The organism is Coprococcus sp. AF51-11b1 (genome assembly GCF_027682785.1).
GTDB lineage: Bacteria > Bacillota > Clostridia > Lachnospirales > Lachnospiraceae > Allocoprococcus > Allocoprococcus comes.
Map to the genome: position 1 here is coordinate 150,877 of NZ_JAQCZB010000010.1, position 13,811 is coordinate 164,687.

Here is a 13,811-nt window from a genome sequence, read left to right on the forward strand (position 1 = left end):
TGGGGCTTAGTTTTTTGTACCCAGTTTAAGAATACTTTTATCATGTAATTTTATATGCCCGAAAACATATAAGTGTTTTGGGGCTATTGGAGTTATTTACCCAGTGATAGGAGTATTTATCACTGGGTATTTTTATGCCCTTTTTTGGGTGTTGATAGGAGGAAAATCACATGAAAATAATTAACTTAGGCATTCTGGCTCACGTTGACGCAGGAAAGACAACATTAACGGAGAGTTTATTGTATACCAGTGGTGCAATTGCAGAACCAGGGAGCGTAGATAAAGGCACAACAAGGACAGATACAATGAATTTGGAGCGTCAAAGGGGAATCACTATCCAGACAGCAGTGACATCTTTTCAGTGGGAGGATGTAAAAGTCAACATTATAGATACGCCAGGCCATATGGATTTTTTGGCGGAAGTATACCGTTCTTTATCCGTATTAGACGGAGCAGTATTATTAGTTTCTGCAAAGGATGGCATACAGGCACAGACCCGTATACTGTTTCATGCACTACAGACAATGAAGATTCCGACAATTTTTTTCATCAATAAAATTGACCAAGAGGGGATTGATTTGCCAATGGTATATCAAGAAATGAAAGCAAAGCTTTCTTCGGAAATTATAGTGAAGCAAAAGGTTGGGCAGCATCCCCATATAAATGTAACGGACAATGACGATATGGAACAGTGGGATGCGGTAATTATGGGAAACGATGAACTATTAGAGAAATATATGTCAGGGAAACCGTTTAAAATGTCAGAACTGGAACAGGAAGAAAACAGGAGATTCCAAAACGGAACGTTATTTCCCGTTTATCACGGAAGTGCTAAAAACAATCTGGGGATTCGGCAGCTTATAGAAGTGATTGCCAGTAAGTTTTATTCATCAACGCCTGAAGGTCAATCTGAACTATGCGGGCAGGTTTTTAAGATTGAATATTCAGAGAAAAGGCGGCGTTTTGTTTATGTGCGTATATATAGCGGAACATTGCATTTGAGGGATGTTATTAAAATATCTGAAAAAGAGAAAATAAAAATCACAGAGATGTGTGTTCCGACAAACGGTGAATTATATTCATCCGATACAGCCTGCTCTGGTGATATTGTAATTTTACCAAATGATGTTTTGCAGCTAAACAGTATTTTGGGGAACGAAATGCTGTTGCCGCAGAGAAAATTTATTGAAAATCCTCTCCCTATGCTCCAAACAACGATTGCAGTAAAGAAATCTGAACAGCGGGAAATATTGCTTGGGGCACTTACAGAAATTTCAGATGGCGACCCTCTTTTAAAATATTATGTGGATACTACAACGCATGAGATTATACTTTCTTTTTTGGGGAATGTGCAGATGGAAGTCATTTGTGCCATCCTTGAGGAAAAATATCATGTGGAGGCAGAAATAAAAGAGCCTACTGTTATATATATGGAAAGACCGCTTAGAAAAGCAGAATATACCATCCACATAGAAGTCCCGCCAAATCCTTTCTGGGCTTCTGTCGGGTTGTCCATAGAGCCGCTCCCTATTGGAAGCGGAGTGCAGTATGAAAGCAGAGTTTCACTTGGATATTTAAATCAATCGTTCCAAAATGCGGTTATGGAGGGGGTTCTTTATGGCTGCGAGCAGGGGCTGTATGGATGGAAAGTGACAGACTGTAAAATCTGTTTTGAATATGGATTGTATTATAGTCCTGTAAGTACCCCCGCAGACTTTCGGCTGCTTTCCCCTATCGTATTGGAGCAGGCTTTAAAAAAAGCAGGGACAGAACTATTAGAGCCATATCTCCACTTTGAAATTTATGCACCGCAGGAATATCTCTCACGGGCGTATCATGATGCTCCAAGGTATTGTGCAGATATTGTAAGTACTCAGATAAAGAATGACGAGGTCATTCTGAAAGGAGAAATCCCTGCTAGATGTATTCAAGAATACAGGAACGATTTAACTTATTTCACAAATGGGCAGGGAGTCTGCTTGACAGAGTTAAAAGGATACCAGCCAGCTATTGGTAAATTTATTTGCCAACCCCGCCGCCCGAATAGCCGTATAGATAAGGTTCGGCATATGTTCCACAAGTTAGCTTAACAGCTTGCAAAAGTCATATAAAATGAGATTTGAAAGGATTAGAGACTAATTATGATGAAATGCGAATGGATATTGTGTCCTGTTTGTGGGAGCAAAACCCGTAATAAAATTAGGAAGGACACTGTTTTGGAGAATTATCCCCTTTATTGTCCAAAATGCAGACAAGAAAGATTGATTAAAGTTGACAACTTGAAGATAACTGTCATCAAAGAGCCAGACGCTTAAGACGCAGAGCCGATGAAATTGTGGAACAATTCACGAATCATCGGCTCTTTTTGTTTCGTATTTGAAAGAACAAACTCACCAAATAAAAAAAACGATATTCGGGTGGGTTATTTTGTTATACCCTAAATTACCCTCTGAATTTGTTTTTAAATTTGGAGGGATTTTTTTATGTCCTTTTTTCGGGCAGTTATCTATCTGCTCATACGAAGCAAAATTTATCAATACATAGCATATCAGAGAACGGCAGGAAACCAGTTAAAAAAATTTCTGCCAGTGCAACGGTACTTCTCACCTTGAAAGTAGAAGTACAATCTCCATACAATAGAATTACTATTTCCTATAACCGTAAAGGTCACAGAGCCTTTGCGGTTTTTCTTTTGTCGATTTTTGTTGGAAAGTGCCGTAGGGCTGTTTCTGATATGCGGTGTCGTTCTCCGCCTCTCCATCTGGATTTTTTACATTTCAAAAATTCAGATGGGAGGTATTTATGGTGAAATATGCACCAAGAAAGGTATATATCAGAGAAAGTGGCGGCTATGTGGAATTATCCTACACGGAGTTCTGCCGTTGCAGGGAATCCGACCAGACCTATATGGACAAGCTGTTTATCCCCATTCAAGGCTGTCTGCTTGAAGTCGTGAGGGAGCAATACACAGACTTCTACCGTGACAAGGAACGGTGGCGTTATCTGCAAAAATTAGATACAAAGAATAGACTGCTATCTCTCGACGGATTTACGGACAGCGAGGGGAATCCTCTGGACTTTATCACTGATGAAGCGGTGGACATTGCAGAAACCGTTGTCAATGCGGTCATGGTGGACAGGCTGAAAGCCGCCCTGCCTTTGCTGTCGGATAGTGAACAGGAGCTGATACAGGCAATCTTTTTTGACGGACTTTCCGAGCGTGAAGTCGGGGCGAGGTTGGGCATAACCCAGAGCGTTGTAAACAAACGCAAAGCCAGAATCCTAATAAAACTAAGAAAGATAATAGAAAATTAAAATTTAAGGCGTTCAGCCCCCTTGTTTTTTCCTTTGGGAAGATGAGGGGGCTTTTCTCTGCCCTCTCAATCAATTCTGATTGGAGGAAGTAAGAATGGCATACAACCACGGACGGGAGGACAGGAAATGGCGTATCTGGAAAGAAGCGGAGGAAAAGCTGCTGCGTGAGTGCGGCGTTGATGAAGCGACCATTGAGCAGATACGCATGGCGGACAGGGCAGACTTCAATTCCAACAGGCGGTTTTACCGATGGACGAATGACGTTGCGGAATATCTTGAGGACATGGCAGGCAGGGAGCGGCAGGCGGAAGTGGGTACGGTTGCGGAGTTACTGGAAGAGATTGAGAGCGAAAATCTCTATCAAGTATTAGTCACGGTGGACGGGCGTACCTTGAAAATCGTCCTGCTGAAAATGCAGGGGTATTCCACAAAGGAGATTGCCCCGCTTGTGCATTTGACGACTGGTGCCATCTATGCGAGGTTAGACCATCTGCGGAAGAAGCTGCGGAAAATTTTATAGCTTCTAAAACAGCCTGCCATCCTGCGGGCTACTGGGTGAGGGATGGAAATCCCCTCACTCATTTTTTGCAGGAGGACAACAGGATGGCATACAGGGTTAAGGCATACACGCTTCGGGAGGAATCCACGGAAAGCGGCACAAGGTATTTTATCAGCTTTAAGGACGGGCAGGGCAAATCCCACGAGTTGGAAGTGTCGGAACAGTTCTTTATGGAGTTTCGGCAGATGGAGCGCAGGAACAGGAATCTTTTCTAATGGGACGAGCGGCACAGGGAGTTTAACGAGGTATGGGACGAAACCCTTTACAGACGGGCGTTGCGTGTGCCTAAGAGCCTTGATGAACGCATGGTTGAGGAAGAACGGAATGAAACGCTCTATAAGGCGGTTGGGAGCCTTCCAGAGATACAAAGGCGGCGTTTCCTGCTCTACTACGAGTATGAGTTCAATTTTTACCAAATCGCCGCTATGGAGCATTGCACCGCTTCGGCAATACAGAAATCTGTTGCGATTGCAAAGGAGAAAGTAAAGGCGGAAATTGAAGAAATATCTCCAACCGTGACCGACACCGCCCGAAAAAGAAATCTGTTTTTTATTTGTGTGGGATTGGCGGCATTACATACTCTCACTTTTTTCCGTGGGAGTAAATCTATTTTTAAGGAGGTCAACGCCTATGTGCAACGAAAACAAAGACACCGCCCGAAAGGAGGAAAGCCATGCAGAAGTTACAGACAGTCAACGCCGAAACGCTCCTTTATGAACCGCTTGAGAAACCATCCTTTGTGGTGGACAGCCTTATCCCGACAGGCTTATCGCTGTTCTGCGGCTCACAGAAGATAGGCAAAAGCTGGCTCATGCTGAAGCTATGCTTATGCGTGTCGCAGGGAATCCCTTTATGGGATATGCCGACAATGGAGGGCGATGTGCTTTACCTCTGCCTTGAGGACACGTTCTGCCGCATACAGGACAGGTTATTTCGTTTGACGGACGAAGCAAGCGGGCGGCTCCACTTTGCCGTGGCAAGCTGCAAGCTGTCAGACGGTCTTATCGTGCAGCTTGAAGATTATCTGAAAGATTACCCAGACAGCAGGCTCATTGTCATTGATACCTTGCAGAAAGTCCGTACAGCTTCAAAAGACAATGCCTATGCAAGCGACTATGGGGACATCTCCCTCATCAAAGACTTTGCCGACAGGCACTCTCTGGCGGTCATTGTCGTACACCACATCCGAAAGCAGAATGACAGCGACGTGTTCAACAAGGTGTCTGGGACGACAGGATTAACGGGGAGTGCGGACGCTACCTTTGTTCTGGAAAAGGAGAAACGTGCGTCTGACACCGCCAAGCTGTATGTGACGGGCAGGGACACGCCTTATCAGGAATACACGCTGCGTTTCCGTGATTGCCGTTGGGAGCTTGTGGAGCGGAAAACGCAGGAGCAGCTTGCGAAAGAAACGATACCAGATGTCCTTTTTCGGTTGGTGGATTTTATGAGGGATAAGGAAGAATGGATAGGCACGGCAACGGAACTGTTAGCCGCTATGGGGGAAACGGAAACCATACCCACGGTGATTACGAAATGGCTGAATGAATACCGCACCACATTTTTAAGCGAGAACCGTATCTGCTACCAGTACAGCCGCAGGAAAGACGGCAGGCGGATTGCCCTTGCAAGGAGGGCGGGTGACAGCGGTGATGGTGGTGACAGCGATATTAGGATACCCCCCTGTTACTGTCATTGACGCTTAAAGCCATGTAAAGCTGGCGGCTCTGCCCTGCGGGTGACAGCAGTGACGGTGGTGACAGTGATTTTAGGATACCCTGCCGCTGTCATCCCTACGGGAGAACACCCCGTAAACGCAAAATGCAGGCGTGAGATTTACTCGCCCTTTTCGGTCGTGTAAAACCACCCCTGCGGTCAGAAAAATCATTCCGATTTTTCCGACTGCGTTTACAGGGTGTAACACACTACACTTTGCCCTGCAAAGTCGTGTGCCAGACGTTCCCTCTGGACTCCCTTAAGGCAGGGCTGTGCCCTGCTATCCTACGCCTTACGGCTTCGGATAAAAGAATGGCGGCATGACGGTGACGGCTCTTGCGAGGGGGGTATCCCAAAAACACCGTCATCATCGACATGACCGTCATGCAGGGGGTGAGGGTGACAGTTGCGGCAGTCGGCAGGGGGTATCCCAAAACTGCTGTCACCACCGTCACCGCTGTCACCCCAAAGGACGGTCACCCGCCGAAAGAAAGGAGGAATCCGCCTATGCCTTATGCAATCCTGCGTTTCCAGAAACGAAAAGCGGGCGGCGTTGCGGCTTGTGAACGCCACAACGAGCGGAAGAAAGAAGCCTACAAAAGCAACCCAGATATAGATATGGAACGCTCTAAAAACAATTACCATCTCATAGCACCACCAAAGTACACCTACAAGAAAGAGATTAACCGCATGGTAGCCGAAGCGGGGTGCAGGACAAGGAAAGACAGCGTGATGATGGTGGAAACGCTCATCACAGCTTCACCAGAATTTATGAACCAGTTACCGCCCGAAGAACAAAAAGCGTATTTCCAGACGGCTCTTGACTTCATTTCGGAGCGTGTTGGAAAGCAGAATATCCTCTCCGCTGTCGTCCATATGGACGAGAGAACGCCCCATATGCACCTCTGCTTTGTGCCGATTACGCCAGACAATAAGCTGTCAGCGAAAGCTATCTTAGGCAACCAGAAATCATTATCCGAGTGGCAGACCGCCTACCATGAGCGGATGTCCTCACGGTGGAATCAGCTTGAACGGGGGCAGTCCTCAATGGAAACCAAGCGGAAACACGTCCCCACATGGCTCTATAAATTAGGCGGCAGGCTTGATAAACAGTATGAAGAAATCGTGTCTGCCCTATCCGACATCAACGCCTTTAACGCAGGGAAGAAAAGGGATAAAGCGTTAGATTTACTCTCTGCATGGCTGCCAGACGTGGAGAAATTCTCTAAGGAAATCGGGAAACAGCAGGCGTATATCGACAGTTTGAAAGAGAGAATTGGGCAGGAATCAGACTATGCGGGGCGTATGCGTGATGAAAAGTACGAGCAGGAACTAAAGGTGCAGAAAGCGAATCAGAAGATATTTGAATTGCAGAGAACCAACGAGCAGATGGGGCGGCTGCTGTCAAAAATACCGCCCGAAGTGTTGGAAGAATTGCAGAAAAATCATAGAAGCAGAGCGAAAGAAAGGTAGATATGTGAATGAAGAAACAGGATTTTAAGGTGTTAAAGACCAAAGACTTGTACCCGTTCCCCGACAATCCGTTTCATGTGGCAGAAGATGAAACACTGTCAGAGTTAGCGGAAAGCATCAAGGAATTTGGCATTGTCACGCCGATAATCACACGCCCGAAAGAGGACGGGGACGGTTATGAAGTGATTGCAGGACAGCGGCGTGTCCGTGCTTCTGAACTTGCAGGGATAAATACCGTGCCTGCGTTTGTCCTGCCCTTAGACCGTGACCGAGCCATCATCACCCTTGTAGACAGCAATTTGCAGCGTGAGAATATCCTGCCATCGGAGCGGGCGTTTGCTTACAAGATGAAATCCGAAGCCATGAAGCGGCAGGGTTTCCGCACAGACTTAACCTCGTCACAAGTTGTGACGAAGTTGCGGACGGACGACAAGGTGGCACAGGGCTTCGGCGTGGGCAGGATGACCGTGCAGCGTTTTATCCGCCTGACGGAACTGATACCGCCGATTTTGCAGATGGTGGACGAGGGGAAAATCGCCCTCACGCCTGCGGTGGAACTGTCCTTCTTGAAGAAAGACGAGCAGGAAAACCTCTTTGCCACGATGGAGAGCGAAGAAGCAACGCCCTCACTCTCACAGGCACAGCGGATGAAACAGTTAAGCCAGAGCGGGCGGCTTGACATGGATACGATATTTGCGATTATGACGGAGGAAAAGGGCAACCAGAAAGAAACCTTGAAAATCAACACAAGCAAGCTGAAAAAATACTTTCCGAAGAACACAACGCCGAAGCAGATGGAGGAAACCATCATCAAACTTTTGGAGCGTGAGTTGCAGAGGAAACGCAACCGTGACAGCCGCTAATCTTCTTTTTTCGGGAAGTAAATACAGAGAGTTGAGGTATGGAGAATGAGAGAAATCCAGTATGAAATCGTAAAGGAAATCGCAGTATTGTCTACGGGCGACAGTGGCTACACAAAGGAAATCAATCTCATTTCATGGAATGGGAAAGAGCCGAAGTATGACATCCGCAGCTTTTCCCCGAACCGTGAAAAGTGCGGCAAGGGAATCACGCTGAACGCTGATGAAGCGGCGGCACTCCTTAAAGCATTACAGAAAGAATTAAACAGCGAGGATTAATGGTATCTGATTGGCAGGGCGGGGACATTTCCAAACTCTTCCCTGCCCTGTCTGGAAAGGAAGATTTAAGTATGGGCGAGGATAAGAAAGCAGATAAAAAGAGAAAGCGTATCGTGCCAAAAGCACCAGTGCAGATGATAATCAGCCGTGAATATGTCGGCACACAGACCGTTACAGAAGCGTTTGTCCCGATTATCTCCGAGGATATTCGGAAGAAGATTGCCGAGGGCGACACCTTCGACAATGAGGGGCTGTCCGCTTAGAATGTACGCAATGGGACATGAAAACAGATAGGACAGATACGGAGGTTTTACAGTATGGCAGGAATCAAAGAAGAAAAGAAAATCTATTTAGTCGGCATTTATTGCCGCTTATCTAAAGACGATGGTACGGATAACGAGAGTGCGAGCATTGCGACACAGAAATCCATCCTCACGGATTATGTGAAAAAGCAGGGATGGCACATAGCAAAAACGTATGTGGACGATGGTTATTCTGGTACAAATTTCCAAAGACCAAGTTTCCAGAATATGATAAAAGACATTGAAAGCGGTCTGATAAACTGCGTGATTACGAAAGATTTATCCCGTCTGGGGAGAAACTATCTTGATTGTGGGTTATATCTGGAAGTTTTCTTCCCAGAGCATAACGTGAGGTATATAGCGGTCAATGACGGCGTAGATACCTTGAATAAATCTGCTATGGACATCACGCCTTTCCGCAACATTTTAAACGAAATGTATGCCGCTGACATATCTGTTAAGATAAAATCGGCATATCGGGCGAGGTTTCAACAGGGGAAATTCATGGGAACTACCGCCCCTTATGGCTATATCAAAGACCCTGCCGACCACAACCATCTGCTGATAGATGATAAAGTGGCACATGTTGTAAAAGAGATATTCGACCTTGCATTAAAAGGGAATGGAGTTGCCAAAATTTGCAGACATCTTAATAAACAGCATATCCTACGCCCTGCCGCTTATGCGGCGGAGCGTGGCGAAACAGGCTTTGAACGTCATTTTGAGGGGAACGAGGACAAACGCTATATTTGGAGTGGGAACAGCGTGAGGAGCATTTTAAGAAGCCCGATATATGCGGGAAATCTTGTAGGCTACAAACGGATTGCCGCCAATATGAAAAGCAAGAAACGCCCCTCTAAGCTGCCCGAAGAATGGGAAGTGATACCCAATACCCATGAGGGAATAGTCACGCAGGAGGAATTTGATATTGTCCAACAGCTTATTACAAGTCGTAGGCTTCCACAGAACAAGGGAGGATTTGTAAATATTTTTGCAGGCGTTATCAAGTGTGTGGACTGCGGATGTGCTCTGCGGGCAATGAACGTACACAGGAGGAAACGCCCAGAGATTATCGACTGTGTACAGTATTCATGTAATAATTATGCAAGAAACGGAAGAAGCGAGTGTAGTGCCCACAATATAGAAGCAAGGGATTTATTCAATGCCGTTCTTGCCGACATCAACTGTTTTGCGGATATGGCAGTGAATGATGAAAAGGCGGTCAGGGCCATAGAAAAGCGGCTCACGGAAACAGACCAGAGCAGGGCGAAAGCATTAGAGAAAGAACGTAAGAAGCTGAACAAACGCCTTGCGGAACTGGACAGGCTGTTTTCCTCTCTCTACGAGGATAAGGTCATGGAGCGTATTACCGAGCGGAATTTTGAGATGATGTCGGGGAAATACCAGAAAGAGCAGCTTGAAATTGAAGCAAGGCTGAAAGAGGTGACGGAAACTCTTAATGAAAGCTACGAGAAATCACGGGGAATCCGTGACTTCCTCGCCCTTATCCGAAATTATCAAGGCTTAAAAGAACTGGATGCAACAGTTATAAACGCACTCATAGACAAGATACTTGTTTCGGAGCGTGAGAAGATGGCAGACGGAACAGTGAAGCAGGAAATCAAGATTTACTATAAATTCATCGGCTTTGTCGATGAATTACATATCATACCTACAAAACGGTGGGCAGCAATGCCCGCTAAAAATTGTACGGTGTGCGGCGTTGAATATGTCCCGGGCTCTGGTGCATCAAGGTATTGTCCTGCTTGTGCCAAGAAGATACGGAGGGAGAAATCAAACGAGAGCAAACGCAGGAGCAGAGAACAGAAAAGGATAGCATGTATGAACTGTCCGCAAAAAATGACCGACTGACTTGGAACAGAGGGAAGGACGTATTATCCGTCAGGGAAACCATAATAAAAAGGTTCATATCTTCCGGTATGTAACAGAATCCACTTTCGACAGTTATATGTGGCAGTTGATCGAGAACAAGCAGAAATTCATTTCCCAGATTATGACGAGCAAAGCACCGGTCAGAAGTTGTGAAGATGTGGACGAAGCGGCGCTGTCCTATGCAGAGGTCAAAGCACTTGCAACCGGAAATCCGGCAGTAAAAGAGAAGATGGCATTAGATGTGGATGTGGCAAAATTAAAGCTTTTAAAAGCTAATCACATGAATAACCAGTACCGCCTGGAAGATGACATTGCAAGGAATTTTCCGCAACAGATTGCAAAACTGATGGAGATTATTGCCAGCTACAAGGCAGATAAAGGAAGTACTGTTGATCGTATTTCGGTAGAGGAGTTTCCAAATTACACTATTCCCGTGATTTCATTGAAGAATCAGAAAAAAATGGTTGCAGTATTAGAAAAAATCGACGCTAAGATAAGGACTAATAATAAGATAAATGATTATTTATCATATCAATCTTCGATGGCAGCTTGACCATTCATGAGCATTGGAAGTAACCAGTCTCTTATTGAGGCTAATTCATCACTTTCTTTCTGATATTGTTCTTGAAGCATGAGCAAACAATTAAACTTGTTTAAAATAGCTTTATTATCAGGAATAAAAACTGGAATATTTTCAATATCTCCTTTGGTAATGAATTTTACAATCGAACCTGAAGCTGCAGATTTAAATGACTTTATTTGATACATGCTTGCTAAATACAGAAGAGCATAATACTCTAGGTCTGGTATTAACACATATGTTCTTTGATAAGCATTAAATTTTCCTGTATAATGCTTAACATTAAACTCTCCATTGCCGGCTATCAAAATAGATGAAGCATTGAACGCATATTCATCACATTTCAATGTATTACTTGAGCAAGTAAAGAAATTATATTTCCCATTTGGTGATGAAAAATTTGCATCTTCCTTCCCAGTAACAATATTGGTCAAAGCAGATGCAATTGTATTATGACCAGTAATATTCCCAGTTTGAGCATCATTCATCATATTTTCATACAACAAGCAAAGTAGCTGTTCTAAATAATCATTTAAAGTGGAATGGAGAAGATAGATACGATCGAGAAATTTCTATTGTAAAAGAGTCATGACCAAAGAGAAATATCTAAATTATATAGATAGCCTTGTTATCCAGTAATTCAAGGAGAACGAATCAACTATCAAAATAAATAATGTTTTGAATACGGGGATGAAGTAGAAAGGAAAGTACCATGACAAAGGATGAAGTAAAAAAACTCTGGATGGACAGTCCGGAATCACTACAGTTTTTAAATAATGCTACAAAATTTTATAATTTAATGATGATGTATCGTTGTGCTATTCGGGAGATACAAACTAAACTTGAGGTTTTGGATGATGAATTTTCAGTTGAGAACAATCGAAATCCTATTTCTTTTATAAAAACAAGGATTAAGAAGCCCAATAGTATTTACAATAAATTGCAGAAAATGGGACATGATTTTACAACAGAAAATATACAGACATATTTAAATGATGTAGCAGGCGTTCGAATAGTTTGTGCGTTTATTGACGATATTTATATGATATCAGATTTGATTACCCAACAGGATGATATTAAAGTTATTGAAATAAAAGATTATATAAAAAATCCAAAACCAAATGGTTATCGAAGCTATCATATGATTGTTGAAATACCAGTATTTTTTGCTAAGGGTAAAACACCTATGCGTGTAGAATTACAGATCCGAACCAATGGTATGGATTTCTGGGCAACATTGGAACATCAACTTCGCTATAAAAAAGGAATTGAAGAAATGCCTGGTTATGATGAGATAAGTGAAGAATTACTTCATTCTGCAAGAGCTATCATTGAAGCGGATAATGAAATGCAGAGAATAAAAGACAAAATTGGTATGTTTCATGAAATTTAGGCAGAAAACTGAGCAAGTAGGAAGGTGGAATATATATGAAGCAAGATACTTTAGAGGGCAAAGCAAAAACAAAAAATGGGGTAAAACGGCTGTGTTTTTCCATAGTCTGCATTCTTCTGGAAGTAATTTTTATTATTACTATCGTAACACGCTTGAATGAATATGCAGAAATTATAAATTTATTTACAAGGATTTTGAGTGGAATCTTGGTTTTGGGATTGTACGCATCAGATAAGACCTCTTCTATGAAAATGCCTTGGGTCATCTTAATTCTAATCTTCCCAATTATGGGTGTAGGCCTGTATTTGTTGATTGGTTTGAATGGTGGCACACATAAAATGCGTGAACGATATACAGAAATTGATAGTAAATTATTACCAATGCTTCCTGACAATCAGGAGTGTTTGAGTAGAATAAAAGAAACGATTCCGAAAGCAGGAAATATCGCAAGTTACATACAAAGAAATTCGCAGTATCCAATCTATCAGAATACAGATATTGTGTATTTTGATGAAGCAGTGACAGGATTAGAGGCACAGCTTAAGGATTTGAAGAAAGCACAGAAATTTATCTTCATGGAATATCATGCGATAGAAGACGCTGAAGCATGGCATAAGATTCAAGATGTTCTGGAAGAGCGAGTAAAAGCAGGTGTGGAAGTTAGAGTATTCTATGATGATATGGGTTCTATAGGCTTTATTAATACAGATTTTGTGAAAAAAATGGAGCGAATAGGAATTCATTGCCGTGTATTCAATCCGTTTATGCCAGGTTTAAATCTGTTTTTGAACAACCGTGATCATAGAAAAATAACAGTTATTGATGGAAAAGTCGGATTTACAGGTGGATATAATCTCGCAAATGAATATTTTAATTACACACACCCGTACGGACAGTGGAAAGATACAGGTATTCGTTTAGAAGGAGATGCTGTTCAGTCGCTTACGGTGACATTTTTGGAGATGTGGAATGCAGTAAGTGATAAGGATGCTAATGATTCTGATTTTAGTAAATACCTTTTCCATTATGATTATGCGGCACAGCAAACTGGGTTTGTTCAACCTTATGCAGACAGTCCTATGGATAATGAGCAGGTAGGAGAAGAAGTTTATATCAGTATGATAAATAAAGCTGAAAAATACTGTTGGTTTATGACTCCATATCTAATCATAACAGATGAAATGACACATGCGTTATGCCTGGCTGCTAAGCGAGGGGTAGATGTAAGAATTATCACACCGGGTATCCCTGATAAGAAGTTCATTTATAATATAACTCGTTCTTTTTATCATGGATTAGTTAAACATGGTGTTCGTGTTTATGAGTGGACTCCTGGTTTCTGTCATGCAAAAATGAGTGTGGCAGATGACTGTATGGCAACCTGTGGAACAATTAATCTGGATTATCGAAGTTTATATCACCATTTTGAAAACGGCTGTTT

At 43.2% G+C, this 13,811-nt stretch carries 13 protein-coding genes and 3 pseudogenes; 15 read left to right on the top strand and 1 reads right to left on the bottom strand.

What is annotated here, in order from left to right; all coding sequences use genetic code 11:
* Positions 1-170: 170 nt before the first annotated feature.
* From tet(O) to PGY05_RS16685, 13 genes and pseudogenes are all read left to right on the top strand, one after another.
* Complete coding sequence (tet(O), locus tag PGY05_RS11185) at positions 171-2,090, top strand: tetracycline resistance ribosomal protection protein Tet(O) (RefSeq protein WP_014636291.1); 1,920 nt, start codon at positions 171-173, stop codon at positions 2,088-2,090.
* A 54-nt stretch (positions 2,091-2,144) separates the two neighbouring features.
* Entirely contained in the window at positions 2,145-2,315 is a 171-nt protein-coding gene (locus PGY05_RS11190; RefSeq protein ID WP_004614788.1) for a cysteine-rich KTR domain-containing protein, read from the top strand.
* Positions 2,316-2,805: 490 nt separating this feature from the next.
* Positions 2,806-3,315 (top strand): sigma-70 family RNA polymerase sigma factor, encoded by a 510-nt coding sequence (locus PGY05_RS11195; RefSeq protein WP_105116765.1) that lies wholly within the window; start codon positions 2,806-2,808, stop codon positions 3,313-3,315.
* Between the two features lie 94 nt (positions 3,316-3,409).
* Positions 3,410-3,835 carry a sigma-70 family RNA polymerase sigma factor gene (locus PGY05_RS11200; RefSeq protein WP_000323895.1) on the top strand — a complete coding sequence of 142 codons (426 nt, stop codon included), beginning with the start codon at positions 3,410-3,412 and terminating at the stop codon, positions 3,833-3,835.
* Positions 3,836-3,918: 83 nt separating this feature from the next.
* Positions 3,919-4,393, top strand: a pseudogene (locus PGY05_RS11205) (RNA polymerase sigma factor).
* 154 nt (positions 4,394-4,547) lie between these two features.
* A pseudogene (locus tag PGY05_RS11210) lies at positions 4,548-5,580 on the top strand (AAA family ATPase).
* A gap of 517 nt (positions 5,581-6,097) precedes the next feature.
* The gene (gene mobV / locus PGY05_RS11215) at positions 6,098-7,063 is read left to right on the top strand and encodes a MobV family relaxase (protein WP_001820668.1); all 966 of its coding nucleotides are present in this window, start codon (positions 6,098-6,100) and stop codon (positions 7,061-7,063) included.
* Between the two features lie 8 nt (positions 7,064-7,071).
* On the top strand, positions 7,072-7,926 hold the full coding sequence (locus tag PGY05_RS11220) for a ParB/RepB/Spo0J family partition protein (protein ID WP_000743700.1): 855 nt from the start codon (positions 7,072-7,074) through the stop codon (positions 7,924-7,926).
* Between the two features lie 45 nt (positions 7,927-7,971).
* Positions 7,972-8,202, top strand: coding sequence for a YdbC family protein (locus tag PGY05_RS11225; RefSeq protein WP_001206986.1), 231 nt, complete (start codon positions 7,972-7,974; stop codon positions 8,200-8,202).
* 71 nt (positions 8,203-8,273) lie between these two features.
* Positions 8,274-8,465: a hypothetical protein gene (locus tag PGY05_RS11230; protein ID WP_001820669.1), complete on the top strand. Its 192-nt coding sequence runs from the start codon at positions 8,274-8,276 to the stop codon at positions 8,463-8,465.
* 54 nt (positions 8,466-8,519) lie between these two features.
* Positions 8,520-10,376 carry a recombinase family protein gene (locus PGY05_RS11235; protein ID WP_001820670.1) on the top strand — a complete coding sequence of 619 codons (1,857 nt, stop codon included), beginning with the start codon at positions 8,520-8,522 and terminating at the stop codon, positions 10,374-10,376.
* A pseudogene (locus PGY05_RS11240) lies at positions 10,369-10,773 on the top strand (helicase); the annotation flags it as partial. The gene PGY05_RS11235 and the pseudogene PGY05_RS11240, both read left to right, overlap by 8 nt.
* Complete coding sequence (locus PGY05_RS16685; protein WP_256171082.1) at positions 10,753-10,950, top strand: restriction endonuclease subunit S; 198 nt, start codon at positions 10,753-10,755, stop codon at positions 10,948-10,950. The pseudogene PGY05_RS11240 and the gene PGY05_RS16685, both read left to right, overlap by 21 nt.
* Here PGY05_RS16685 and PGY05_RS11250 read toward each other — a convergent pair.
* On the bottom strand, positions 10,929-11,468 hold the full coding sequence (locus PGY05_RS11250; protein WP_117558176.1) for a restriction endonuclease subunit S: 540 nt from the start codon (positions 11,466-11,468) through the stop codon (positions 10,929-10,931). The genes PGY05_RS16685 and PGY05_RS11250 overlap by 22 nt on opposite strands.
* Positions 11,469-11,689: 221 nt before the next feature.
* On the opposite strand from PGY05_RS11250, the gene PGY05_RS11255 reads away from it, so the two are divergent.
* Both PGY05_RS11255 and cls read left to right on the top strand, forming a co-directional pair.
* Positions 11,690-12,370 carry a GTP pyrophosphokinase gene (locus tag PGY05_RS11255; RefSeq protein ID WP_009203863.1) on the top strand — a complete coding sequence of 227 codons (681 nt, stop codon included), beginning with the start codon at positions 11,690-11,692 and terminating at the stop codon, positions 12,368-12,370.
* A gap of 35 nt (positions 12,371-12,405) precedes the next feature.
* A partial coding sequence (cls, locus tag PGY05_RS11260) for a cardiolipin synthase (protein WP_270475931.1) occupies positions 12,406-13,811 on the top strand: 1,406 nt, incomplete at its 3' end.

Excerpts from the sequence above, each read along its gene's own strand:
- PGY05_RS11255 (WP_009203863.1), top strand. The coding sequence starts at position 11,690 with ATGACAAAGGATGAAGTAAAAAAACTCTGGATGGACAGTCCGGAATCA.
- PGY05_RS11220 (WP_000743700.1), top strand. The coding sequence starts at position 7,072 with ATGAAGAAACAGGATTTTAAGGTGTTAAAGACCAAAGACTTGTACCCG.
- PGY05_RS11235 (WP_001820670.1), top strand. The coding sequence starts at position 8,520 with ATGGCAGGAATCAAAGAAGAAAAGAAAATCTATTTAGTCGGCATTTAT.
- PGY05_RS11200 (WP_000323895.1), top strand. The coding sequence starts at position 3,410 with ATGGCATACAACCACGGACGGGAGGACAGGAAATGGCGTATCTGGAAA.
- mobV (WP_001820668.1), top strand. The coding sequence starts at position 6,098 with ATGCCTTATGCAATCCTGCGTTTCCAGAAACGAAAAGCGGGCGGCGTT.
- PGY05_RS11225 (WP_001206986.1), top strand. The coding sequence starts at position 7,972 with ATGAGAGAAATCCAGTATGAAATCGTAAAGGAAATCGCAGTATTGTCT.
- PGY05_RS11250 (WP_117558176.1), bottom strand. The coding sequence starts at position 11,468 with ATGATGAATGATGCTCAAACTGGGAATATTACTGGTCATAATACAATT.
- PGY05_RS11230 (WP_001820669.1), top strand. The coding sequence starts at position 8,274 with ATGGGCGAGGATAAGAAAGCAGATAAAAAGAGAAAGCGTATCGTGCCA.
- PGY05_RS11190 (WP_004614788.1), top strand. The coding sequence starts at position 2,145 with ATGAAATGCGAATGGATATTGTGTCCTGTTTGTGGGAGCAAAACCCGT.